The 24,773-nt window shown below is 38.2% G+C and carries 18 protein-coding genes and 2 pseudogenes; 7 read left to right on the top strand and 13 right to left on the bottom strand.

The genetic code is table 11. The annotated features are described in order from the left end of the window. Positions 1 to 424: 424 nt before the first annotated feature. The 7 genes from FTU02_RS14025 to FTU02_RS13995 form a co-directional block, all read right to left on the bottom strand. Entirely contained in the window at positions 425 to 880 is a 456-nt protein-coding gene (locus tag FTU02_RS14025) for a hypothetical protein (protein WP_180157668.1), read from the bottom strand. 29 nt (positions 881 to 909) lie between these two features. Then, positions 910 to 1,440, bottom strand: coding sequence for a hypothetical protein (locus FTU02_RS14020; RefSeq protein WP_257232788.1), 531 nt, complete (start codon positions 1,438 to 1,440; stop codon positions 910 to 912). Positions 1,441 to 2,006: 566 nt separating this feature from the next. Beyond that, positions 2,007 to 4,232 (bottom strand): YfjI family protein, encoded by a 2,226-nt coding sequence (locus FTU02_RS14015; RefSeq protein ID WP_257232787.1) that lies wholly within the window; start codon positions 4,230 to 4,232, stop codon positions 2,007 to 2,009. Position 4,233: 1 nt separating this feature from the next. Next, entirely contained in the window at positions 4,234 to 4,443 is a 210-nt protein-coding gene (locus tag FTU02_RS14010) for a helix-turn-helix domain-containing protein (RefSeq protein WP_086178508.1), read from the bottom strand. Positions 4,444 to 4,446: 3 nt separating this feature from the next. Next, positions 4,447 to 4,662, bottom strand: coding sequence for a transcriptional regulator (locus tag FTU02_RS14005; protein WP_086178636.1), 216 nt, complete (start codon positions 4,660 to 4,662; stop codon positions 4,447 to 4,449). A 120-nt stretch (positions 4,663 to 4,782) separates the two neighbouring features. After that, positions 4,783 to 5,511, bottom strand: a complete 729-nt coding sequence (locus FTU02_RS14000) for a hypothetical protein (protein ID WP_180157666.1) — start codon at positions 5,509 to 5,511, stop codon at positions 4,783 to 4,785. Positions 5,512 to 5,530: 19 nt separating this feature from the next. Continuing rightward, on the bottom strand, positions 5,531 to 6,760 hold the full coding sequence (locus tag FTU02_RS13995; protein WP_180157663.1) for a tyrosine-type recombinase/integrase: 1,230 nt from the start codon (positions 6,758 to 6,760) through the stop codon (positions 5,531 to 5,533). Positions 6,761 to 7,199: 439 nt separating this feature from the next. Here FTU02_RS13995 and FTU02_RS13990 point away from each other — a divergent pair. Beyond that, positions 7,200 to 7,620 (top strand): annotated as a pseudogene (locus FTU02_RS13990) (Fic family protein); the annotation flags it as partial. Positions 7,621 to 7,675: 55 nt separating this feature from the next. On the opposite strand, the gene FTU02_RS13985 reads toward FTU02_RS13990, so the two are convergent. Next, the gene (locus tag FTU02_RS13985) at positions 7,676 to 11,116 is read right to left on the bottom strand and encodes a pyruvate carboxylase (RefSeq protein WP_180115471.1); all 3,441 of its coding nucleotides are present in this window, start codon (positions 11,114 to 11,116) and stop codon (positions 7,676 to 7,678) included. Positions 11,117 to 11,412: 296 nt separating this feature from the next. Between FTU02_RS13985 and FTU02_RS13980 the strand changes: the two genes are divergently transcribed. Continuing rightward, positions 11,413 to 11,847: a PaaI family thioesterase gene (locus FTU02_RS13980; protein WP_180115472.1), complete on the top strand. Its 435-nt coding sequence runs from the start codon at positions 11,413 to 11,415 to the stop codon at positions 11,845 to 11,847. A 72-nt stretch (positions 11,848 to 11,919) separates the two neighbouring features. On the opposite strand, the gene FTU02_RS13975 is transcribed toward FTU02_RS13980, so the two are convergent. From FTU02_RS13975 to FTU02_RS13960, 4 genes are all read right to left on the bottom strand, one after another. Then, positions 11,920 to 13,158 carry a DcaP family trimeric outer membrane transporter gene (locus FTU02_RS13975; RefSeq protein ID WP_180115473.1) on the bottom strand — a complete coding sequence of 413 codons (1,239 nt, stop codon included), beginning with the start codon at positions 13,156 to 13,158 and terminating at the stop codon, positions 11,920 to 11,922. Positions 13,159 to 13,341: 183 nt separating this feature from the next. Next, entirely contained in the window at positions 13,342 to 14,541 is a 1,200-nt protein-coding gene (locus tag FTU02_RS13970; protein WP_180115474.1) for a CaiB/BaiF CoA-transferase family protein, read from the bottom strand. A gap of 65 nt (positions 14,542 to 14,606) precedes the next feature. Further along, positions 14,607 to 16,124 (bottom strand): 3-hydroxyacyl-CoA dehydrogenase, encoded by a 1,518-nt coding sequence (locus tag FTU02_RS13965; RefSeq protein WP_180115475.1) that lies wholly within the window; start codon positions 16,122 to 16,124, stop codon positions 14,607 to 14,609. A gap of 4 nt (positions 16,125 to 16,128) precedes the next feature. Further along, positions 16,129 to 16,896: an enoyl-CoA hydratase-related protein gene (locus FTU02_RS13960; RefSeq protein WP_180115476.1), complete on the bottom strand. Its 768-nt coding sequence runs from the start codon at positions 16,894 to 16,896 to the stop codon at positions 16,129 to 16,131. A gap of 271 nt (positions 16,897 to 17,167) precedes the next feature. On the opposite strand from FTU02_RS13960, the gene FTU02_RS13955 reads away from it, so the two are divergent. The 4 genes and pseudogenes from FTU02_RS13955 to FTU02_RS13940 all read left to right on the top strand — a co-directional run. Further along, positions 17,168 to 18,319 (top strand): acyl-CoA dehydrogenase family protein, encoded by a 1,152-nt coding sequence (locus FTU02_RS13955; RefSeq protein ID WP_180007406.1) that lies wholly within the window; start codon positions 17,168 to 17,170, stop codon positions 18,317 to 18,319. Positions 18,320 to 18,378: 59 nt separating this feature from the next. Further along, a complete protein-coding gene (locus FTU02_RS16525) occupies positions 18,379 to 19,620 on the top strand; it encodes an acetyl-CoA hydrolase/transferase family protein (RefSeq protein ID WP_373423586.1) in 1,242 nt (413 codons plus the stop codon). Between the two features lie 12 nt (positions 19,621 to 19,632). Continuing rightward, positions 19,633 to 20,826, top strand: coding sequence for an acetyl-CoA C-acetyltransferase (locus FTU02_RS13945; protein ID WP_180115478.1), 1,194 nt, complete (start codon positions 19,633 to 19,635; stop codon positions 20,824 to 20,826). Between the two features lie 382 nt (positions 20,827 to 21,208). Beyond that, positions 21,209 to 22,447: pseudogene (locus FTU02_RS13940) on the top strand (MFS transporter); the annotation flags it as partial. A gap of 114 nt (positions 22,448 to 22,561) precedes the next feature. On the opposite strand, the gene FTU02_RS13935 reads toward FTU02_RS13940, so the two are convergent. Next, on the bottom strand, positions 22,562 to 23,497 hold the full coding sequence (locus tag FTU02_RS13935) for a LysR family transcriptional regulator (RefSeq protein ID WP_180115480.1): 936 nt from the start codon (positions 23,495 to 23,497) through the stop codon (positions 22,562 to 22,564). 112 nt (positions 23,498 to 23,609) lie between these two features. Between FTU02_RS13935 and FTU02_RS13930 the strand changes: the two genes are divergently transcribed. Continuing rightward, complete coding sequence (locus tag FTU02_RS13930; protein WP_180115481.1) at positions 23,610 to 24,770, top strand: acyl-CoA dehydrogenase family protein; 1,161 nt, start codon at positions 23,610 to 23,612, stop codon at positions 24,768 to 24,770. Positions 24,771 to 24,773 lie beyond the last annotated feature (3 nt).

Below are 24,773 nucleotides of genomic sequence, written 5' to 3'. Positions count from 1 at the left end.
ATGAGCCATTTTCATCTCAAAGGCGGTAATACTTATCTTGGGGCTGTGCTTTTCTGCATCTCGTATCTATGAGTTAATCTATATACCCATTATCTAGACTAAAAATTAAATGGATAAATTTTTCCAATAATTACCCGTAAAGGCAAAAATTGAGGTGCACTGCTCAAGCGACAGGCAATACAGCCAATAAAAAAGCCTTTAAACATTAAGCTTAAAGGCTTTTTTAGGAATTTGGTGGGATGGCGTCAATTGAACTAAACACATAAGCAGTTGTTATTTATTTAATTTATAAAATTTAAAAACAAAGGGATACACGTAGGGATACAAAATATCTTTTATTAGATATCAATACACCAATGAATTGAGGTGATTAAATGCCTCTTATAAGCTACATTTCCTCAATAGTATTCAAGTTTTATCAGGTTTAAATTTTTTCATTCAAACTCTTCGACAATTGTAGAAAGTAAATCTCTACAAAATCTCTAACCGAAATGTAATCAGAATCCTTTAACAAATTTAAAAGTGATTTAAACTTTTCAAATTGTTCTTTTTCATAAACTCTCGAAAAATACGCCTGTAATTTTTTTTCTAAAGTAACTATCGGTCTATTCGCCATAAATTGAGCTTTATATGTATAAGATAAATTACTTAGTGCTTGTTTATGCTTTGACTCCAACCGCAAAATATTGGCTAAATCTTCATGAATTGAAGCATCAATTACTCTAGTCGAAACTAGATCAAAGCCTGAACTTGATGCATGTCGTAAATATAATTCCTTTTGTTCATGTAAAAATTTCCACGCATCATCATATTTTTTTTCTTTTATTGACAATTTTGCTAACTTTTTCTTGTACGCAGCCTGACCTAACAAATCCTGCATCCCTCCCCCCTATTTATCTAATTATGCATTTATAAATTTTTGTACTCAGTTTTCATTTTTTCTATAGCTTCACTAAAACCATCCAATTTTACTTCGTTATCCTTGTTATATTCATAAGGCCACTCTTTGTATCTCGTATAGGCTATCTTCCCATTCATCATCTGTTTGAGAACTTTTAAAGGTGTTTCAGATATACCTTCATACCCATAAATCGCTGCATTATCATCTATTTTTATAGCACTTGATGTTCGGGGGTAATGATTTCTTCCAATCAAAATTGAATATTGGCCTTTTGAAAAATATACAAATACATCAGACGCATAAGTACTTATCGAACAACTTTTTAAACCATTAAAGCGGTCTTTGGAACAATGAACATTCCACTTTGTCTCGAAACCATCTTCAGGATAATAAGTTTTCTTCTCAACTTTTAGATTCGAATATTTAGTATCCTTGTTAGTAAGCAAGGCCTCACCATTACTTTCCCTAAGTTCATAAATGGTTTGGGCAAATAAAAGCGGACTAGCCATCCCACACAATAATATTAATAATTTAAGCAAAGTATCACCCTAAAAATATTAGTTCAATTTTGTAGAAAGTTTCTTAATTTTAGAATATTAAAAATCATAACCTACTGGCTCATAGTTTTCACATGCATTTTTGGTATTAACTAAAAATGTTAGGTTTTGTCAGGTACTTAAGGGCATTCGGAAATTAAAAATACTTGGAAAGTCACATATAAGCCAAGCTGTTCACGTAACGCTCCGAAAACTCTTTTTATGGACTCTAAAAATTAGTAATAGTAAGATTTTTCTGACATCTAACGTGTCGGAAAACTCCTTTTTTCAACGTATGCATAAACTCCCTTTTTAAGGACTCCGAAAATCTAATGAAACAGTAAGATTAGGACAAGGTTTTATCGGTATCTAACGTGTCCGTAAATTCGATTATTAGACTTAGTTCAAGGTTTATCTGTAGTCAATCACCACAAAATAAAACTAGATTTATAAAATACCTTTAGGGACTGAAAAAACTCTTTTTTATGGACTCTAAAAATTATTATTTTCATAGAATCACAAATGACAAAACCGACAAAACTATTTAAGTAATGTCAGTTTTGTCAGTGCTACTTTTGCGAAAAGTATATTTTAGGGTTTATCAAATAGCGTTTACTTGGTCGCCCACCCCTTACCGAAGATTCAATTTCTTGCTCATTCAGCCATTCATAATCTACAAGTAGCTCAAGGGCTTCATTTACAGCATTCAAGTCTGTTAAACCTTTCCAATTTTTACGATGCACTTCTCTTGAACTAAAGCCATTACTTCGCCATGAATCATTATTATTGAGCTTTTTTAGCCTCATTGCTAAAGCATTGGCTTTAAACGTAGCAGAATGTAAAACCATGCCATAAATGCGCCGTGCATGGCTTTCTAAGTAATCACACCACTTAATTGACATTTCTACACATGAAAGGCTTATGCCCCCTATACGCTCACCTAATTGCACTGAATCAATAAGATGAAATATTAAAGCCAAAGATGGCATTAACTTTCCAAACTTCGATAAATGCTCTTGAATAATTGCGTGTTCCTCATTGGGGATAGTAATGCCATTTAATTGAGTTGACCATGTTTTATAGGCTTCCTGAGCCTCTTGTGTAAATCGAAAATAAGGTCGAATATTAAATTCATCACTTGGCTTTGCACCCAATTGAACTAACTCATGTTCATTGAGTTCATCAAGCTGTTTAAACAAACTAAATACAGCCTCTTTAGCATCTTTATTGCTCTTGCTATCTGCATATTGCCATTGGGCTAAATCAGGATAAATGAGTAATTGAAAACGCTGTAATAAGCCGTCATTCCCCATTCCTCTAATTGTCTTTTCTAAATAGCTCATTAATTTATCAGGCTGAATACCCCCCAATACTGATAAACAGTGATTTTGAATATATCCTGAACCTCGTGTAATACGATCAAATTGATATGAACCTGTGCCGTTCCATCCCTCAAGATAAAATGCTCGTCCTGTATCAGTATCATTTTGATCTAATGAACTGAGTAAGCCAATAAGTTCATCTCGAATGACCAAAATACCGTTTGGATTACTTCTTTCTAAATCAGCCAATGCTTCGGGTGAACTGTCATTAGTGAAGTAGCGTTTTAATACAGGTCTGTCATTAACTTCTGTTTGCATTTCTGCAATATCTTGAGCTAGTTTTAATTTTTCACTTTCCTCTTTTGCTTTATCTAACTTTTTAACTAGCTCTTTTTCAGTAGATTTAAAAACAATACCTTTGGCAATATTTTCCTTTTGCTCAAGTTCATATTGTTCTTTAGCCTGCAATACGAGTCGATCTAAATGCCGTGTGCCTGCACTTATTGCGGGTGACTTTTTGCTACTCGGTGGCGCAATAATTCCGCCCCATAAGTTAGGTACAATCGAATAATCATCTAATTGTTTAGGCTTGATAGCGACTCTCGCACCAATCAATGCACCCAATGAAGTCAACAAACACACGGCGACTAAATCAAAAGTCATGTTATCCGCTCGTTTAGCTTCATCCGCACAATACGTATATACATCGAGTGGAAGCATATCTCTTGTGATTTTCTTCACTGGTAATAATTCAGATTTTATTTGTTTGGGTTCTTTCCAAACTTCCTGAAATATTGGTAAATCTTGAATTGCCTCACCTATAAACGCTTGTACCTCTTGTGCTGTTTCATATTGTGTAATTTCCATAAAAGTTCCATCACTTCGATATTGGTCTATAAGCTGTACTTTTTGGCTTTGTGCTATTTCGAGTAATATTTCTTTATTTTGTGGTCGTGTCGGGATATATAGCTGTTTATAACCTGCACCCCATAACTGATTTATAACTGCTTCAATTATGTTTAAATCAGCTTGTTTTAATGCAGTATTTGTTGTTTTACACACATCAGGCAATATTGCTAAAACAACAGCATAATCAGTTCTTGCCACGCTAAAAAATTCTTCTAATTCGCGCGCGATTATAACAGGTCTGTCTTTATGCAATTGCCCATAATATGCAAATCCTTTAGCTAAACCTCCATCAGGGAATATTTGAACAGTCTTTTTATCCTGAAGTACCGCACACTGAATCAGTTTTAATTGCCCGTTATAGATTGGCAATATCATTGGGCTTTCATATTTCACGCCATCTATATCAACGACTGTATTATCAATATAGATGGGTTGTTTAGGGCTACCATTTGATTCAATGATAGGGTGACGCATAAATGCGCCGTCCTGTGGATTAAGCTTTATACAATTTGCTAATATATCTCTAGGCTGTTCTAAGCTCGGGGTTTCAAGAGTACCAGTCATGTTAGCCCCCTATAAGCTCATATCGAGCATGAATGCCTTTTCCTGAATCATTATCCTCGTCATGGGTTTTAATATCGTAACCCGCACAACGTAATTCAAAAATCACTGCACTGAGTCGATAGCAATTACATAAGGCAATCGCTTCTCGTTGAGTAATACTTTTGCCTTGTTGCAGATGTCGAAGAATATTCGCTTTATGAGTGATACGCATAAATTAAACCTCCTCAGTTGTAAGGCTTAACTTTTGCTTTTCGTGCCATGCCATAAGCTCGGCATAATCGAAGAAAACTGCACTTTGCTTACTTGTGCCCGCCTTAATCGCTTTCGGAAAAGATTCATCTGTACGCTGTAAATGTCGGAGCTTTTCACGGCTGATATCTAAAAGTTCACAAGTTTTTTTGAACTGAAGGCGCAAAGGTGTAATAGTCATAAACATACCTGTATTTGAAAAAGTAAAGGTATTATTTAATTTAATTACAATGATTTAAATGCTTGAGCTAGCTCAATGCACACTTATGTTGCACGAAGTACAGTTTGCTTGATAACTGTATTATTTCTTCTTTTTACTGTATTTTTCACTCAACCAATTACTAACAGTTCTTGGGTCATTAACCCCTATTTCTAGGTAAATCTCCCGAGCACATTGTGCATATGAATGGTATTTCCCCTTTTCATATAGTTCATATGCTTTTGCTTTTTTTAATTCAAAAACCATTTTTCTGGCTTGAGCGCCTTTTTTATGAATATCTACTACATGTTTAGGCTGTTTTTTTAATTTTTGACCTATATTAATTGAGTTTTTTATCCTCTCATTGAGAATATTAATTGCTTGAGCCCAAACAAAAAATTTATCAAATGCTATGAAAAATGTTGAGATTATTTGTTTTGAATCCCTACAAAATTGTAAATTCTCTAAATCGTTTAACAAGCTTTTTTTTTCAAAACAAATATCACTTAAGAGAACTACATCATTAAAATGAATAAAGTATTGCATTGAATTATAAATATTATTTATGTCAACTTTGAGTACTTCTGATAATCCTGTATTTTCTAAGTCTTCATATAAGTTATTCCTGAAACCCAGTAATAATTTTGAAAAATCATCCTTTTCAATTTTCATTATTTGGCAAAAAAAATCGTAACTATAATTAAATTGATTTAACGACATTAAGACCATGCTAAAAGATGGTTTATTTTCGTCTAAGCGTAATTCTTCATTAAAATTTTTTAGACTTTTTAGTATTTTTATATCTTCAGTTGTAAGTGAAATTTCAGCCATATTTCTGTCCTATAATTAATTAAACATTTCTTTTAAATTGAATTATTGATTGATCTGCTATTTCTTCTAAATGATTCGCATACCATTGCATCATATTGGCTCTGTCTTGTAAGTACTGAGCCTTGTTATACACACCCGCTACACCATCCTTGACATGCGCTAAAGCCGATTCAATATGACGTTCATCAAAGCCTCTATTGTTTAAAAGCGTACTAGCTATATGTCTAAAACCGTGTGGCGTTTGTCGCCCCTCATACCCCATACGGCGCAAAGCCATAATAAAAACCGTATCCGATTTAGGCTTACTCTTATCCGAACGGCTCGGAAATAAAAACTCAGAATTAGTATCGTAACTTTTGAGTTCTTCCAAAATTGCTATGGCTTGTGTCGGTAATGGCACAACATGCTCACGGCGTTTCTTCATGCGTTCTTCGGGTATATTCCATACAGCATTTTTAAAATCAAACTCATCCCATTTTGCGCCACGCAACTCACTAGGGCGACAAAACAGCATAGCAAGCAACTGCAAACCCATTCGTACATCCATAGTCGGATAATTATTAATAGCCCTCAGCAATGCGGGAAGTTCTTTTTCATCCACATGAGCCATATTGGTTTTTTTGCCTTGCTCTAGATATTTCTGAATACCCTCCAAAGGATTATAATCAATACGCCCTGTGACCTTTGCATAATCGTAAATATCCCGACACATTGCCCGCATACGATTCACTTGTTCAAAAATGCCTTTCTCTTGTTGTATCCCTTTTAACAAGTTCATCCATTCAATTGGTTTAATCGTTGTATATAGGCGCTTACCAAAAACAGGAAATATGTGCTTTTCCAATGCACCTTTATTTCTTGTCATCGTATCCGCCACCCATGAATTGAGCTTTGTATCTAACCACTCACGAGCCAGTAATTCAAAAGTCGCATTATTTTGTTCTAGCTCTTGTCGTTTTCGCTCTTGCTTAGAAATAATTGGGTTTTCACCTTTAGATACATCATCTAAAAGCTCTTTGGCTTTCTTACGAGCTAGTTGCCCTGCAACCTCGGGATAGCCACCAAGCCCAAGCCATGACCACTTACCATCAGGCTTTTTATATCTAAGTTGCCATGACTTGTTACCATCAGGTTTTACTCGGATATATAAACCATTGCCATCAAGCTCTCTATATTCTTTTGATTCAGCTTCAAGATTAGCCAGCACGGTGTCAGATAAAGGACGGCGCTTTATTTCAGTTCTTTTCATTAGCCTTGTATCCCTTGTGTTCAATTTTTTTCTCAAGGATACACGCAGGGATACACGAAGCGCAATACTATATGCTTTTATGTTTGGTTATGTTTAGGCAAGAAAAAAGGCTTAAACCCTTAAGATTTAAGCCTTTCCGTTTTATATTCAGTTATATTTCGTCATATAAAACTAGGTATTTGGTGGAGATGGCGGGAGTTGAACTCAACTCCTAAACTATTGATTTAGTGAACCATAAAGTCAATAGCATTTTACCTGTACCCATTTTTTACCCAAATTAGATTTAGCGCATTGAATCACAAAATTTATTTTGTTCAAATCCATTAACAGGATTTGAAATGGTGTACTGATTTTAACACGTATACATTTAATATAAAAGAAATGTTATAACATTTCTTTTATATGTATCATTTAAAAATTCAACTGTAGATAAAAAGTTATGTTTGACATTATAGATACTTTAAAAACAAAATTAGATCAGCATCGTCCCCTTTCTCCTGCAATTGTAAAAAAATCTTATTGTTCGCTGAACATACCATTCAAATGCAATTGCAGCCAATACACTGACATTGCTAGAAACAAAAGTTGTGTTGGAAGGTATTACTGTTGGCGGGAAAGCATTACGAGCACATTTCGAGGCAATTAACCGTAGAAATGCGATTTACTATGTAGAAGGCTTTATTCGTAAAGAAGAGCCTTTTTCTGAATGGCAAATCCAGAACATCCATCAACTAATTCTTAAAAATATTGATAATGACAATGCTGGATGTTACAGACAGCAAAACATGCTTATTTCAGGTGCTACTACTCCCCCACCTGATTACACCTTATTGAATGACAAAATGGCTCAATTAATAAATTAGTATAAACGAAAACCCAGATTGCAAATCTGGGCTTGCTTGAATTTATTTTCTCTTAGGATAATGTCATCACCAAATCCATGGTTTTTACAGATTGACCCGAATTCAATAAAATGTCTTGAATAATACAATCCACTTCCGCTTTAACCGCCAACTCCATTTTCATTGCCTCAACAGTAAATAAAGTTTCTCCTTTCTCAACTTTCTGGCCTTGTTTCACAGCAACAGTACTGATCATACCCGGCATTGGCGCGCCAACATGCTGCGCATTTCCTGTTTCAGCTTGAGTACGGCTCTGCTCTGACAGTTGTCCAGTTTGCTGAATTTGCAGCAATCTCAACTGTCCATTTAATTCAATAAATAAATCAACGTTTCCATTCTTCGCTTGGGATTGCGCTAGAAGTTTAATTTCTAGCATTTTGCCTTTTTCAAGCGGAACTTCAACAGCTTCATTTTCCATTAAGCCATAAAAGAATGCAGTCGAAGGTATATTGGATACTGCACCATATTTCTGCTTATGCTGCATAAATTCCATAAATACTTTTGGATACATCAAATAAGAAGCAAATTCTTGCTCACGAATACACTGACCTAAAAGTTTTTGAACATTTTTCTTTTCCCCTGTTAAATCAACTGCAGGCAAAAGCGCACCAGGTCTGTCACTTAAAGGCTGTTCACCTTTTAAAATTTTTCGTTGTAAATCTTCAGGAAAACCATGCGCTGGCACTCCTAATTCACCCTTAAACAGCGAAATTACAGATTCAGGGAAATCAATTGCATAGTCTGCGCTTTTTACATTTTCGGTCGTCAAATTATTCGACACCATAAACAAAGCCATATCCCCTACAACTTTAGAGGTCGGCGTGACTTTAACGATATCACCAAACAGTAAATTGACTTGAGCATACGCATCTGAGATATCTGACCATTGCTCTTCTAAACCTAAAGAGCGCGCCTGTTCGCGTAGGTTGGTATATTGACCGCCTGGCATCTCGTGATGATAAACGTCTGCTGTGCCTGCACGCATATCTGCTTCAAACGGTGCATAAATATTGCGTACGCCTTCCCAATAGCTCGATAACGCTTGTAGACTTTTCTGATTTAAACCTGTATCACGCTCAGTATTTTGCAGTGCCGAAACAATGGAGCCCATACTTGGCTGCGAGGTCAAACCGCTCATTGCATCCATGGCGGTATCTACAGCATCTACTCCTGCATCAATTGCAGCTAAGATACTTGCCGAAGCAATCCCGCTTGTGTCATGTGTATGGAAGTGAACTGGTAAACCAGTCTCTTCTTTTAAGGTCTTAATCAATTCATAGGCAGCTTTAGGCTTACAAATACCGGCCATATCTTTAATTGCCAGAATATTTACTCCAGCCTTTTCCAGCTGTTTCGCCATATTGACATAATATTTCAAATCATAGCGGCGACTACGATCAAAAATATCGCCGGTATAGCAAATCGCGGTTTCACAAAGCATGCCCGTGTCACGTACAGCATCTATCGCGGTGCGCATATTATCCACTGCATTTAAAGAGTCAAAAACACGGAATAAATCAATACCAGACTGCGCGGCTTGCTGAATAAAATGACGTACGACATTATCAGGATAATTGGTGTATCCCACCGCATTTGAAGATCTGAGCAACATTTGGAATAAAATATTTGGTACAGCTTCACGTAGTTTTTCCAAACGCTCCCAAGGGTCTTCTTTTAAGAAACGCATCGATACATCAAAAGTTGCCCCGCCCCAGCATTCGAGTGAAAATAGCTGGTCTGCCATTTTTGAATAATATGGCGCAATGGCAAGCATATCTGCACTGCGCATTCGCGTCGCAAACAATGACTGATGTGCATCTCGCATAGTCGTATCGGTAATCAAGACGCGTTTCTGATCTAACATCCATTGACTGAAACCATCTGCGCCGAGCAATTTAAATTGCTCTCTAGAACCTGTTAAACCTGAATCATTGCTAAGTTCCCAAGACGGTAGTGGTGCTGAAAAGGTCTGTATTTGAGGTAATTGTCTACCTTTCAGTTCCGGCTGACCATTGACAGTGATATCACCTAAAAACTCTAAGAGCTTTGTTGCACGGTCTTGTTTAATTGGAAAGTTCAGCAGCTCTGGTGTTGTATCAATAAATTTTGTCGTACATTGGCCCGAACTGAATAATGGATGGGTAATTACATTTTCTAGAAAGGCTAAATTATTCGCAACACCGCGGATTCTAAATTCTTTTAAAGTTCTCAACATACGGGAATTGGCTTCATGCATAGATGAACCACGTACCGTCACTTTTGCAAGCAGCGAATCATAATATGGACTAATAACAGCACCAGTATAAGCTGTCCCGCTATCGACCCGCACCCCAAAACCTGTCCCTGCACGATATGCAGTCAGCTTGCCATAATCTGGCATAAACGCATTTTTCGGGTCTTCAGTGGTCAGACGGCATTGAACAGCGTGACCAAGCATTTTAATTTGCTCTTGGACAGGAACAAAACTTTCTTTCTCACCGATCTTCGCCCCTTCAGTAATACGAATCTGAGCTTTGACAATATCAATGCCAGTGATTTCCTCAGTGACTGTATGCTCTACTTGAATACGCGGATTGACTTCAATGAAGTAAAACTCGCTTGTTTCAGCATCCATTAAAAATTCAACTGTACCCGCATGCGTATAGTTCACCGCCTTTGCAAGCCTCAAGGCTGCTGCACAGAGTTTTTCACGCTGTTCTTCATTCAAATAAGGTGCAGGCGCACGCTCTACAACTTTTTGATTGCGACGCTGTACCGTACAATCACGCTCAAACAAATGAACAATATTGTTATGCATGTCCCCAAGTATCTGCACCTCAACATGACGTGCTTGACGAATCAACTTCTCTAAATAAATTTCATCATTACCAAAAGCAGATTTTGCTTCACGGCGTGCAATGTGAATAGCATCTTCAAGCTCACCCTCATGCTCAATTGCACGCATGCCACGACCACCACCACCCCAGCTTGCCTTCAGCATTAATGGATAACCCACTTGAGCGGCAATCTCTCGGCATTCCATAATTGATTCTGGCAGTGCATTTGTTGCTGGCACAACTGGCACACCAGCAATGACTGCGACATTACGCGCCATTACTTTGTTACCAAGCTGTCTCATCACATCTGCACTCGGTCCAATGAATAGTATTCCAGCTTCTTTACAAGCTTCTGCAAAATCTGGATTTTCTGATAAAAAACCATAACCTGGATGAATGGCATCTACATTATTTTCTAATGCAATTCTAATGATGTCCTTAATATCTAAGTAAGCCGCAATTGGTTTCTTGCCTGCTCCTACTCGGTATGCTTCATCTGATTTAAAACGATGCATGGCAAATTTATCTTCTTCTGCATAAATCGCAACGGTTCGAATGCCCATTTCAGATGCTGCCCGCATGACACGAATCGCAATTTCACCACGGTTCGCAACTAATATTTTATGAATTTGGCGCATAGTTTTCTACGTATTAATAATGAATAGAAGATACACATTGGAAAATAAATCACAATGCGACGTTTTAATTTATAAAATTCATATAAATAAAATGAATTTTCAACTTAAATCAAAACACCCTAAAAACAAATCTACATAAATAAACCAAACAGGTATAATAAAATTTTCTTCGGCTAACAATAGTTTTTCACTATACAAAGAGCAGTCCAATAACAAAGTTGTATTTAATTTTTAAAATTTTATGTTATAAATAAAATAAATATTCTCTTAGAACAGCAATATATTTAGGATTTAAAATGTCTACAGATCAACTTACGGGTTTAGAGTTTTTAACAGCAGTCAAAGATGGGAGTATTTCCCACGCCCCGATGGCCAGCACCATCCCAATGAAACTGGTTGAAGTAAAAACTGGATATATTGTTTATGAAGTTACGCCAAATCAACATCATATAAACCTTCAAGGCGGTGTTCATGGTGGCTTTTGCGCAACGGTATTAGACAGTGTAACTGGCGCTGCAGCACATACTGTCATGGAAAAAGGGATTCGTTTTGCCACGACTGACCTAAATATTAAAATGATCCGTCCGATGCAAATTAATAAAACCTACAGGGGAATTGGAACCATTATCAATACAGGTAAAACTTTGGTTATGACTGAAGGTAGAATTATTGATGAAAATAATAAAGTTTTTGCGCATGGCACAGCAACATTAATGATCATCAAACGATAATATTAATTTTTTCCAAAAAAAATAATATCAGGCCATATTAATATATAGCCTGATATTTAAATAACAAACCAATTAAAAATCATATTTCGCCATAAATTCTAAACGGCTATCTTTACCTTGTTTATTATCCATCGTTTCACGTTCACCATATATATACTCCATACCAAAAGTCACTGGTTTAAATGGGTTATACATCAGGTTTAGCCAAGCTTGCTGTAAACTCTCATTTCCAGTCGCATTATTTTCATCATAAAATAATGCACCATAACCTAAAGTACTTCTTAATTTCGGATTAATACGATACGTTAAACCTGCGCTCACTGCATCAAACTCAACTAACTTCAAATCATTGCTTTGAATATAGCTGTTTGAAGCGTTATATAAAAAATACTTATCATCACCAACGACATGTGAGTAGTTTGCATTCACTGTCACATTATTCGCGGGTTGATATTGCAGACCTGCTGCGACACCCCAGCCAAATTCCGTGAGATCATCCTGCTGAGAACGGTTTCTGACTTCTTGCGCCAAAACTCGACCATTAATTAATAATTTGTTATCGGCCAGTTTTTGACTGACTTTTGCCGTCAGTGCGGGAAACTCATTGGCATCACTGGATTTTTCTATCCCCACCAAAAGCTGTGCATCCGGTGACAGCGCATGGCTATAGCGAACCATTGGCGTTCGATAAACGCCACCACCCAAAACACCATTAAAATCTAAAAGCTCTGGCAGTGTCTCAGTGGATAAAAATGATGATGTTGTTTGACCAACAAGCCAATTGTCCCAAGCCAAATAAGCATGACGAATACGAATGGTATCGTTTTTATCACCGCCGCGAAAATCGACTTCCACTTTAGCATTGATATCTTTATCTGCCAGTTTAGTCTTTAAATCCATCCCAATACGTGATGAAGTCAATGTGCTGTCGAAGCGGTTTTCCGTTTGCTTTTTATTGGCATCACCCTCTAAAGCCACGTTGTTGATACGGTTAAAAATACCGTTACCGCCTTCAAATTGATACGCAGCATCCGCACGGACAAAACCATAGAGCGTGACTTCCGCACCGCCTTTAGAACGGGCTTGAACGATGGTTTGATCAGCTTTTTCTGTATTTGCTACGAGTGTTGCCGTGGTATTTTGATTTTGCTGCAGTTGCGCATTTTGCTGCGCAACCATTGCTTTCAACTGATCTATTTCCTTGTAAAGCGCATCAATCTTTTGATTGATTTCCGTATTCGCATACGTCATTGGAATAAATAAACAGCTGCTCAGCGCTGCAACTAAACTTGATTTTAAAAATGGCAACATAGTGCCCTCCCTGTGATTTTCAAACATCCATTTATTTGAATTTATTATGAAATTTTCATTTCAATTTCATGAAACAAGTGTCCCCCTCAAATTTCATAAAAAAATTTGATGCCTTTTTGCAGGGGGACTTAAACACTTAGTTTTCGCTTAAATTGGCAATTTAAGCGAAATAACACTTTTTGATTAACCGACAATACCCTTCGTACGCAGCTGAGAAATTTCTTCAGCTCCAAGGTATCGTTCTAAAACAGCATCGGTGTCTTCACCCAAGGTTGGCGGTGCCTTACGATATTGCACTGGAGTGCGTGAAAATTTCATTGGCGAAGCAATGACTTTCAATTTCTCTTTCATTGGATGCTTCATTTCAACCAGCATTTTTCGGGCAATCACTTGTGGTTCAGCAAAGGTCTGTTCAAGATTATTGATGACACCGACAGGAACTTTGACTTTCTGAATGGTTTCCACCCAGTATTTTCCTGTATTGGTTAAGAAATGCTGACTTAAAATTTCGACAATTTCATCACGGTTTTTAAGTCGAAGTGCATTGGTCACAAAACGTGGATCTGTTGCTAATTCGGGTAAACCAATCGCTTCACACAGCACTACATATTGCTTGTCATTTCCGCAAGCCACAATAAAGTCTTGATCAGAAGCTTTAAAAACTTGATATGGAACAACATTGGCATGCTGATTGCCATAACGCTTCGGAATTTCACCTGATGTAATATAGTTCATGCCAATATTGGCTAAACATGCGACTTGTACATCCAACAGCGCCATATCAATATGCTGACCTTGACCTGTCTTAAAGCGGTTAATAATCGCTGCTTGAATGGCAATGGCCGAATATAAACCTGTATTTAAGTCGGCAAATGCAACGCTGGTTTTTAACGGCTCTTTATCACCCGTAACTGACATCAAACCGCCAATACCTTGAATGATGTAGTCATAACCCGGCTCTTCTGCACGTGGTCCATCTTGACCGAAGCCTGTAATAGAGCAATACACCAAGCCTGGATTAATTTCTTTTAAGCTCTCATAGTCTAAACCGTAGTTTTTTAAGGAACCCGCCTTATAGTTTTCAATAACAACATCAGAATCCTTCGCAAGTTGACGGACAATCTCTTGTCCTTCTGGCTTAGAAATATCAATGGTAATTGAATGCTTATTGCGGTTCGCAGCTTGGAAATACGCACCTTCACGTGTTTCTTCCCCAGCATCGTTTTTCATCCAAGGTGGACCCCACATACGGGTATCGTCTCCCACACGTGGACGTTCCACTTTAATCACTTCTGCACCAAGGTCAGCCAATATTTGACCACACCAAGGACCCGCTAAAATACGACTTAAATCTAGGACACGAATACCTTCTAAAGTACCCATAATAAATCACCTCTAAATCCGTTCAGAATATTGTTTCGTTCTTGAAAAAATGATGAATAAATGCGTTAAATCGACGCTGTGTGCAGCAAATCTAATTTAAGTTTTGCTCGGCGCTGTAACCATGGGCTTGGACGGTAGCGCTGATCACCGGTAATCGCATAAATACGATCAAGTACCAATAAAATACGATGTGCGCCAAGCACATTACCCCAGCTGATCGGGCCATGCGGATAACCAAGACCTAAACGTACCGCTTTATCAATATCTGAAGCAGATGCAATACGCTGCTGAGCAATATCACATGCCAAATTAATGATCATTGAAATTACACGCTGACTGACGAAGCCTACACTTTCTTCAATCACGCTGACGCCATGATTATTCTTTGCAAATAATGCATGCGCTTGATCAATGTATTTTTTATCCGTAATGATGGACGGCATTAATACGCGGCGCATATTAAAGTCAGTCAACATATCGATGCTGACACTTCGCGCTGCATCGACATTAAAACGTTGGCTAGCTGTTGTTGTGTCTTCGCCATAAGTCGCCAATACAATCAGGCTATCCGCAGCAGGACTTTCGGCATGATCTAAAATGAATCCGTGTGATTGAACATATTGCGCCAAAATTTCACGGTCCGTTTCAAAGTCTGTACCCAGCCAAACCGCATTAAAGTCTTTTACATTCGGTACAGCTTGCGGCGGTGCTTGATCTAAACGTGTATCTTGATCATAACGATAGAAACCTTGACCAACTTTTTTACCTACTGTATTGCCAGACAGCATTAAGCGGGTCAGTGTACTTGGACGGTAACGGTCTTCTTGATAATACTGATTGAAAATGGATTCCATCACACGATGAGAAACATCTAAACCTGTTAAATCATACAGTTCAAACGGCCCCATTTTAAAACCTGCAGACTCACGTAAAATGCGATCCATTTCACTGACAGTTGCAACACCTTCACCTAAAATTTTAAGTGATTCTGTTCCAAAAGCACGTCCTGCATGATTCACCAAAAATCCTGGTGTATCCTTAGTTTTCACACCAAAGTGACCCATGCACTCAGCCAATTCTAATAAAGAATCTACAACTTCATCCGAAGTAAATAAACCTTTGACCACTTCTACAATTTTCATCAGCGGCACAGGATTGAAAAAATGGAATCCTGCTATACGTTCTTTATGCTTACAGCTTGCAGCAATTTCTGTAACGACCAATGACGAAGTATTTGAAACTAAAATAGCCGACTCAGAGACAATGTCTTCCAGCTGCTTAAACAAGGTCTGTTTAATTTCCAAGTTTTCAATAATTGCTTCAACAACCAAGTCAACACCAGCTACTTGCTCTAACTGATCAACCACAATGAAACGGGAAATAGTTTGCTCAAAAGCAGCTGGAGAAATTTTCCCTTTCGCTACCAATTTTTCCAAAGTAGCTTTGAGTTTATTTAAACCTACTTGAGCCGCACCTTCTTTCGCATCAAATAAACGAACCTCAAGACCTGCCTGTGCTGCAATTTGCGCAATACCCATACCCATTACGCCAGTACCCACTAGCGCCATTTTCTCAATTTTCATTGTGTTACTCTCCTTGATACACAGCTGGTCTTTTTTCTAAAAAGGCTTTTGCACCCTCTTTTTGATCCTTCGTATCAAATAAAATTTGCAAAGCTTTACGCTCTAGCGCAAGTGCGCCATCTAAAGACATATCCTGTCCTAAATTGGTCACTTCCTTAATCTGCTGTACTGCAATCGTTGAAAAACCAGCAATTGTATTTGCTATTTCAATCGCTTTTGGCGTCGCATCACCTGCTGTTACTTCTGAAACCAAACCCATTTGCAATGCTTCCTGAGCAGGAATTAATTTTCCTGTCAACACCAACAGCATGGTTTTATATTTGCCAATAGCACGTAATAAACGCTGCGTACCGCCTGCACCCGGCATAAGACCGAGCTTGACTTCTGGCTGTCCAAAAGTTGCTGTTTCGCTCGCAATAATAATGTCTGCATGCATGGCAAGTTCACAGCCTCCACCCAATGCATAGCCATTAACAGCAGCAATAATAGGCTTGCTGCAATTTGATATACTTTTCCAGTATTTTTCAGTATGGCGCAAATACATTTGGCTAGTTGTAGCCGTTAGAAAATCGTTAACATCAGCACCAGCAGCAAAGATTTTTTCACCGCCAGTCAACACAATCACTTTTACGTTTTTATCGGCATCTAAAGTATCAAAGGCATTTGCCAAGGCCTCTCTAAGCGCTAAATTTAAAGCATTTCGCGCTTCAGGGCGATGCAATTCAACAATTGCAACCCCATCTTCCTTAACCGCTATTTTAAGTATATCCATACCGTTCTTTTGTATTCCGTACAGCGTATTTTTAAATCAATATACAGATGATTATTTTTAAAAGGAATGATTAAAGCTATGAAAATAGACTAAAAGTGGATATTAATTTTTGATTATTTTGATCAAAAATTAACATATAAAATTCACTGTGTAATCTTAAAATCTGATTGAAGTGATAACATTGACACTGTATAAAGTGAGAAATAATTAAACAAAATTGAATAGCTGTTCAGACGAGAACAGTTCATAAATGACACAAGGAGCCACTGTCATGATCCGCGATCAAGAAACATTAGATCAATTGGTAGATACAATTCGTCAATTCGTTGATGGCGTATTAATTCCGAATGAAGAGTTAATGGCTGAAACAGATGAAATGCCACCGCATGTCGTTCAGCAAATGAAAGAGTTAGGACTATTTGGTTTAACAATTCCTGATCAATATGAAGGTCTTGGCTTAACCATGGAAGAAGAAGTCATCATTGCATTTGAGCTTGGACGCACCTCTCCAGCCTTCCGTTCGTACATTGGCACAAATAACGGTATTGGAGCTGCGGGTTTAATCATTGATGGCACAGAAGAACAAAAACAGCAATTTTTACCTAAATTTGCTTCAGGCGAAATCATTGGTTCTTTCTGCTTAACTGAACCCAACTCAGGTTCTGATGCGGCTTCATTAAAAACAACAGCAGTAAAAGATGGTGATGAATACATTTTAAATGGTACGAAGCGTTTTATTACCAATGCCCCGCATGCCGGTGTCTTTACAGTAATGGCACGTACTAACCCAGATATTAAAGGTGCAGGCGGTATTTCGGCTTTTATCATCGACAGTAAATTACCAGGCATTTCACTTGGTAAGCGTGATAAAAAAATGGGGCAAAAAGGCGCGCATACCTGTGACGTTATTTTTGAAAACTGCCGTATTCCTGCATCAAGCCTGATTGGCGGTGTTGAAGGTGTCGGTTTTAAAACTGCCATGAAAGTGCTCGACAAAGGCCGTCTGCATATTGCAGCACTTAGTGCGGGTGCAGCAACACGTATCCTAGAAGACTCTTTACGCTATGCAATGGAACGTACCCAATTTGGTGAGCCAATTGCTAATTTCCAATTGATTCAAGCCATGCTTGCAGACTCTAAAGCTGAGATTTATGCATCAAAATGCATGGTTTTAGATGCAGCAAGAAAACGTGATGCGGGACAAAATGTCAGCACGGAATCCTCTTGTGCAAAAATGTTTGCCACTGAAATGTGCGGCCGAGTAGCAGACCGCGGTGTACAAATTTTAGGTGGATCAGGCTATATCAGCGAATACCCTATTGAACGCTTCTACCGTGATGTACGCTTATTCCGTTTATATGAAGGTACAACACAAATTCAGCAAATCATTATTGCCCGCAACATGATTCGCGAAGCATCATAAAAAATAATGGGGCTCGACAGGACGAGCCCTTTTTTGTTCTTATGTATAAATGAATGAATATGATGAACAAAGTAAAAAGTGTCGACTGGAAAAACATCATTAAAGAAAACGACTTAATTGTTTGGGGACAAGCTCAGGCTGAACCTATTTCTTTAACTCAGGATTTAATGCAAAAGTTACCTGAGCTGCCAAAATTCCGTGTTTTTTTAGGTATCAGTAACTACGCCACATGTCAGCCAGCACATGCTGAAAAAATCGATTTCTCAAGTTATTGCGGTGCTGGAAGTAATCGTAATTTGGCAAAAAATCATCATTTAGATATTCTGCCTTTACATTATTCAATGCTAGCAGAGCACATATCTCCTGATATTTTATTAATACAGCTCTCAGCACCCAATGAGTTAGGACAATATAGTTTTGGACATGGTCAGGATTATATTTCAGATTTAATCCCTAAGTCTAAAATCATTATTGCACAAATTAATTCAGATATTCCATGGACATATTCAGAGACATATTTAACGCAAGAAAATTTTGATTATTTCATTGAATCCAATCATAAACATATTACCGAAATAAATAATGAACACTCATTGGTTAATTTGCAAATTGCAGAGAATGTAGCCTCATTAATTCCAAATGGTTCAACCTTACAAATTGGCATCGGCACCCTGCCTGAAGCCGTTTTAAATGCCTTAAATCAGCACAAGAATTTAGGTATTCATAGCGGCATTATTAGTGATGGTGTTGGTGAACTGACCAAAATTGGCGTGATTAACAATGCCGAGAAACCCATTGATACCGGTATCACAATTACTGGCTTAGTGAACGGCTCGGACGCATTACAGCAGCTGGTACACCTCAACCCGAATATTCAATTGAGGCCAACGTCCTATACGCACAGTGCCAGCGTTCTGACTAAAATTCACAACTTAATCGCAGTGAATTCAGCAATTGAAGTTGATCTGACTGGGCAAGTTAATGCTGAAGTTGCAAATGGCGTCTATGTCGGTGCAATTGGCGGCGCATTAGATTTCATTCGCGCGGCAAATCAGGCACAAAATGGCTGTTCCATCATTGCATTACCTGCAGCAGGTAAAAATTTTTCACGGATTGTCTCACAATTAAACGGCCCTGTTTCAACGCCTCGATGTGACATTGGCATTGTTGTTACTGAATTTGGTATTGCCGATTTACGTGGCTTGTCTATTAAACAGCGTGTAGAAAAAATGATTGAGATTGCAGCACCTGAGTACAGAGCACAGTTGGAATCAGATGCACAAAATACGATTTATCTTTAAATGGAGTTAATGATGAAAGAAGCATATATTGTCAGCCCAATCCGCACGCCTATTGGTAAATTTGGCGGTGGTCTAGCATCCTTATCTGCTGTAGATCTTGCCGTGAAAGTGATTGAAGCAGTTCTAGAAAAAACTCAAATTGATCCATCGACGATTGATGAGGTGATTGCCTCACAATCTTATGCATCCAGTGAAGCACCCTGCCTGGGCCGCTATGCCGCTTTAGCAGCCAATCTTCCAATTGAGGTTCCCGGCTACACACTTGACCGTCGCTGTGGTTCAGGCCTCCAAGCCTTGATGAATGCTGCAATGAATATTCAAACCGGCCAAGCAGAATCTGTTCTTGTTCTGGGTGTAGAAAGCATGAGTAATATTGAATATTACTCGACCAATATGCGCTGGGGCTCACGCGCAGGTAATGTGACTTTTTATGACCGCTTAGAGCGTGGCCGTGAGCGTTCACAACCTGTGGAGCGTTTCGGCTATATTTCAGGCATGCCCGAAACTGCAGATAATTTAGCACATGATTACAATATCAGTCGTGAAGAATGCGATGCTTTTGCCGCACTGAGTCATCAAAGAGCAGATGCTGCATGGAATAATGGTTTGTTTACAGATGAAGTTATTCCTGTTGAAGTTAAAACTAAAAAACAAACAACAGTGGTACTCCGTGACGAAGGAATTCGAGCTGATACAACTGCAGAAGGTTTAGCTAAACTTCGTATTCTGCGTGAAAATGGTGTGACCACCGCAGGAAATTCGAGTCAGCAAAATGATGCGGCTGCAGGATGTTTAGTGGTCAGCGCAGAATATGCAGAAAAACATGGTTTGAAACCATTGGCTAAAATTGTAGGTTGGACTGCAGTTGGTTGTGAACCCAGCCGCATGGGTATTGGTCCTGTACCAGCAGTACAAAAATTGCTGTCAAAACACAATATCAGCTTAGATGAAATTGACTTGCTTGAAGTGAATGAAGCCTTTGCTGCTCAAGCGTTAGCAGTGTTAAAAGCATTAGATATACACGACTACTCACGTGTCAATGTCAATGGTTCCGGGATTTCACTCGGTCATCCTATTGGTGCAACGGGCATCCGTATTATGACGACGCTTTTACATGAAATGCAGCGCAGAGATGCAAAGTATGGATTAGAAACCATGTGCATCGGCGGCGGGCAAGGCATTGCTGCCTTATTTGAAAAAGTCTAAATACGACGTAAAAAACCATCACTTTCAGTGATGGTTTTTTGTTTAAATAGCAATCAATTTTCAGCATTAAATAGATCAAAACATAACATATTTATATCTATTTAAATTCAAATAAAGCATCGTTATATTAAATATAGATCTTTAGGTTGTCTGTTTTTTCAGACACACTTAATAATCAAAATAAATTAATTGAATCAGGATCGATAAATTAATTTACCCATTTAAATAACTTTCGCAACTATATTTTAATTATAGTCAATCATGCTATCTATTTATTAACTGAATTCCATATTCAGCATAATAAAACGTATAAAATAAGATGTTCACATCTTAAAAAACATAGCAGGCTATTAAATATAAAAAACATTTAAGGATGAATTATATGCAAGCAGCAAATGTAGTCAGTTCACCGCCTAAGCAAAAGTGGATTGCAGCTTTTATATTCTGCTTTTTGGTTCTTTTAGTCGATGGCGCAGATATGCTGCTCCTCTCTTATAGCCTCTCTAGTTTAAAAGCAGAATTTGGCTTGTCGTCATTTCAAGCTGGAATGCTAGGCAGTGTAACTCTTGCCGGTATGGCCATCGGAGGTATTTTTGGCGGTTGGGCCAGCGATAAATTCGGCCGTGTCCGTATTATTTCCTTGAGTATCATTAAATTCTCAATCTTGACTGCACTTTTAGGTTTTGTTACAGACGTTTACCAATTTGCTGCTGTTCGCTTTCTTTCTGCTCTAGGCTTAGGTGCGGTTTATATGGTATGTGCAGGTTTGATGTCAGAACTTGTTCCTACAAAATATCGTACAACGATTATTGCGACAATTTTTACTGGATGGACATTTGGCTATATTGTAGCTTCATTGCTTGCTGGTGCGATTATTCCAGAACATGGCTGGCGTATGCTATTCATGGTGAGTGGTTCAGCCGCAATTATTGGTATTCTTATGCCATTTTTTGTCAAAGAATCAGAAGCTTGGAAAAATGCACGACTCAATCGTACTCAAAATGAAGCTAAGATGGTCAAAACTGACCGCTCAGTATTTAAAGCATTGGTTGAAGATAAATTAATTTTCAGAACGCTCGTGTTTTGGATGATTGTCGCTGGCTTCATGCAGTTTGGTTATTATGGTGTAAATAACTGGATGCCGTTGTACCTAGAGCAAGAATTGGGCATGAACTTCAAGTCTATGACCAACTATTTGATCGGCAGCTATACAGCAATGATTGGTGGTAAGATTTTAGCTGGTGTGATGGGTGATAAACTCGGACGTAAGTTCACCTTCATGTTCGGTGCGATTTCTACTGCAATTTTCTTAATCATCATTGTAATGTTCCATAATGCCAGCAATATTCTGTACTTGCTTGTGATCTTTGGTTTCTTATATGGCATGCCGTTGGGTGTATATACCACCTATATGTCTGAGAGTTTCCCGACCAATGTACGTGGAACTGCCATTGGTACCGCACATAATGTTGGACGTATCGGTTCGACTATTGCCCCTGCAACCATTGGCTTCATTGCAACAGAAGGTTCTATTGGTTTAGGCTTCTTGGTGATGGGTGTTGCATATTTAATATGTGCATTACCAACATTGTTTATTAAAGAAAAAATGTATGACCCTCAAGCAGACACCAAAAATTTAGAGTCAGCGGATAGCAAAGCAAATGCAACTGTCGCTGCAAATAAAACAGCGTAAGTTTGATACTCTATAAAAAAATGCTCCTGAGGGAGCATTTTTTTATTCTTGGCCGATCCATTCACAGCCAAGCCATGTACCAGAACGTACCGCCTGTCTTGAACTCGCAATAATTTCATTGGCAATGGTATGCACCAATTTTGAAATATGGCGTGTATTCGGGAGTGCCAAACCAATTTCACGCATAAAATCTGGGTGATTAATAATTGAGGCCTGCAAAGTCTTTTGCGCTAATTCTGTTTTAATAGAAACCAGCGGTAAAATCGTAAATCCAAAGCCTTCTTTCACCAATTGTTTTTGCACATTGAGATCATTCACTTCTGCACTGATCTTTAGTTCATATTTAGCTTTATGAAAACCTTGCTCAATCAGTGTACGTAAACGATGCGGTGTGTATGGCAAAATTAATTCAAATGCAGACATCTGCTTCAACTCTACTTCTTCCAGTTCATTTAGTTTAGAGTCGTAAGCGCCTATCAGCCACAGCTGTTCACGTACAAGCGGCTGTAAATCTAAAAACTTAGATGAAACTGACCCATAAATCAAAGCAACATCAATCTCACCGCTTTCTAGCCATTCTTTTAAATGCCCTGAATACCCCACTGTAATTTTTAAATTGACAAAGGGATATTTTTCTTTTATCACCCGCATGAGAGATACAGAGAGCGCTTCGCTTAGACTTGCTAAGATCCCAACATTGACCGTACCTTTCAACGCACCGTCTGATGAAGTTAATTCAATTTTTGCAGTTTCAATTTCCTTTAGAACTCGTCTTGCATAAACTTCTAGAATTTTTCCTTCATTGGTTAAGTGCATGCCATGACGGCCGCGTTCAAACAATTCGACACCAAGCTCATCCTCAAGTAAATGAATTTGCCGTGAAACTGCAGGCTGTACAATATTTAATAAAGCTGCTGCTTTAGTAATATTCTTAGTCTCTGAAATTGTTATAAAAGATCGTAATTGTTTGATGTCCATTTCAATATTCTTTTAGCATAACGACTATCAAAATATTCTATTTTATTATTCTCATAATAACAATATATGATCATTACAAGTTACTAAAAACCTGTTTCGATAAGGACATCAAATGAAAAGCACAATCAATAATTACCAAGAAATCCGCGAAGCAGTCCGCGCTTTATGTGCAGAATTTCCAGCAGAATATCATCGTAAAATTGATGAAGAACGTGCCTACCCAGAAGAATTCGTTGATGCATTGACAAAAGCTGGCTGGATGGCGGCCATGATTCCTGAAGAATATGGCGGTTCTGGTCTAGGCTTGACTGAAGCCTCTATTATTATGGAAGAAGTTAACCGCAGCGGCGGCAATGCTGGATCATGCCATGGTCAAATGTATAACATGGGCACATTATTGCGCCACGGTTCTAAAGCACAAAAGGAATTGTATTTACCTAAGATTGCAACAGGCGAATGGCGCTTACAAACCATGGGTGTGACTGAACCAACAACGGGTACAGACACCACCAAAATTAAAACCACAGCAGTAAAAAAAAGCGACCGCTATGTGGTAAATGGACAAAAAGTTTTTATTTCTCGTGTACAGCACAGTGACTGGATGATTCTGCTAGCACGTACAACTCCACTTTCTGAAGTCACTAAAAAATCAGAAGGTATGTCCATTTTCATGGTGGATTTACGTGAAGCTGAAAAAAATGGCATGATCGTCCGCCCTATTCCAAATATGGTTAACCATGAAACCAACGAAATTTTCTTTGATAATTTAGAAATTCCTGAAGAAAACCTAATTGGTGAAGAAGGCAAAGGCTTTAAATATATTTTAGATGGCTTGAATGCTGAGCGTACTTTAATTGCCGCAGAATGTATTGGCGATGGTTACTGGTTTATGGACCGTGCTACACAATATGTAAAAGACCGCGTAGTTTTTGGCCGTCCAATTGGTCAGAACCAAGGTGTACAGTTCCCATTGGCAGAGAACTTCATTGAAATTGAAGCTGCAAACCTAATGCGCTTCCGTGCATGTGAAATGTTTGATCGTGGTGAAAAATGTGGTGCAGAAGCCAATATGGCAAAGTATCTAGCAGCGAAATCAAGTTGGGAAGCGGCAAATAACTGCCTTCAATTCCATGGCGGTTTCGGTTTTGCTAATGAATATGATATCGAACGTAAATTCCGTGAAACACGCTTATATCAAGTTGCACCTATTTCAACCAACTTAATTTACAGCTTTGTTGCTGAACACTTACTTGGTCTTCCACGTTCATTCTAATGA

It is taken from the genome of Acinetobacter sp. YH12045 (assembly GCF_013419925.1).
Lineage (GTDB): Bacteria > Pseudomonadota > Gammaproteobacteria > Pseudomonadales > Moraxellaceae > Acinetobacter > Acinetobacter amyesii.
This window is presented reverse-complemented; position numbering and strand designations above follow the sequence as displayed.

Excerpts from the sequence above, each read along its gene's own strand:
- FTU02_RS13955 (WP_180007406.1), top strand. The coding sequence starts at position 17,168 with ATGATCCGCGATCAAGAAACATTAGATCAATTGGTAGATACAATTCGT.
- FTU02_RS13970 (WP_180115474.1), bottom strand. The coding sequence starts at position 14,541 with ATGGGTACTTTAGAAGGTATTCGTGTCCTAGATTTAAGTCGTATTTTA.
- FTU02_RS13930 (WP_180115481.1), top strand. The coding sequence starts at position 23,610 with ATGAAAAGCACAATCAATAATTACCAAGAAATCCGCGAAGCAGTCCGC.
- FTU02_RS13945 (WP_180115478.1), top strand. The coding sequence starts at position 19,633 with ATGAAAGAAGCATATATTGTCAGCCCAATCCGCACGCCTATTGGTAAA.
- FTU02_RS14010 (WP_086178508.1), bottom strand. The coding sequence starts at position 4,443 with ATGCGTATCACTCATAAAGCGAATATTCTTCGACATCTGCAACAAGGC.
- FTU02_RS13985 (WP_180115471.1), bottom strand. The coding sequence starts at position 11,116 with ATGCGCCAAATTCATAAAATATTAGTTGCGAACCGTGGTGAAATTGCG.
- FTU02_RS16525 (WP_373423586.1), top strand. The coding sequence starts at position 18,379 with ATGATGAACAAAGTAAAAAGTGTCGACTGGAAAAACATCATTAAAGAA.
- FTU02_RS14015 (WP_257232787.1), bottom strand. The coding sequence starts at position 4,232 with ATGACTGGTACTCTTGAAACCCCGAGCTTAGAACAGCCTAGAGATATA.
- FTU02_RS13935 (WP_180115480.1), bottom strand. The coding sequence starts at position 23,497 with ATGGACATCAAACAATTACGATCTTTTATAACAATTTCAGAGACTAAG.
- FTU02_RS13975 (WP_180115473.1), bottom strand. The coding sequence starts at position 13,158 with ATGTTGCCATTTTTAAAATCAAGTTTAGTTGCAGCGCTGAGCAGCTGT.
- FTU02_RS13980 (WP_180115472.1), top strand. The coding sequence starts at position 11,413 with ATGTCTACAGATCAACTTACGGGTTTAGAGTTTTTAACAGCAGTCAAA.
- FTU02_RS13995 (WP_180157663.1), bottom strand. The coding sequence starts at position 6,760 with ATGAAAAGAACTGAAATAAAGCGCCGTCCTTTATCTGACACCGTGCTG.
- FTU02_RS13965 (WP_180115475.1), bottom strand. The coding sequence starts at position 16,124 with ATGAAAATTGAGAAAATGGCGCTAGTGGGTACTGGCGTAATGGGTATG.
- FTU02_RS14000 (WP_180157666.1), bottom strand. The coding sequence starts at position 5,511 with ATGGCTGAAATTTCACTTACAACTGAAGATATAAAAATACTAAAAAGT.
- FTU02_RS14005 (WP_086178636.1), bottom strand. The coding sequence starts at position 4,662 with ATGACTATTACACCTTTGCGCCTTCAGTTCAAAAAAACTTGTGAACTT.
- FTU02_RS14025 (WP_180157668.1), bottom strand. The coding sequence starts at position 880 with ATGCAGGATTTGTTAGGTCAGGCTGCGTACAAGAAAAAGTTAGCAAAA.
- FTU02_RS13960 (WP_180115476.1), bottom strand. The coding sequence starts at position 16,896 with ATGGATATACTTAAAATAGCGGTTAAGGAAGATGGGGTTGCAATTGTT.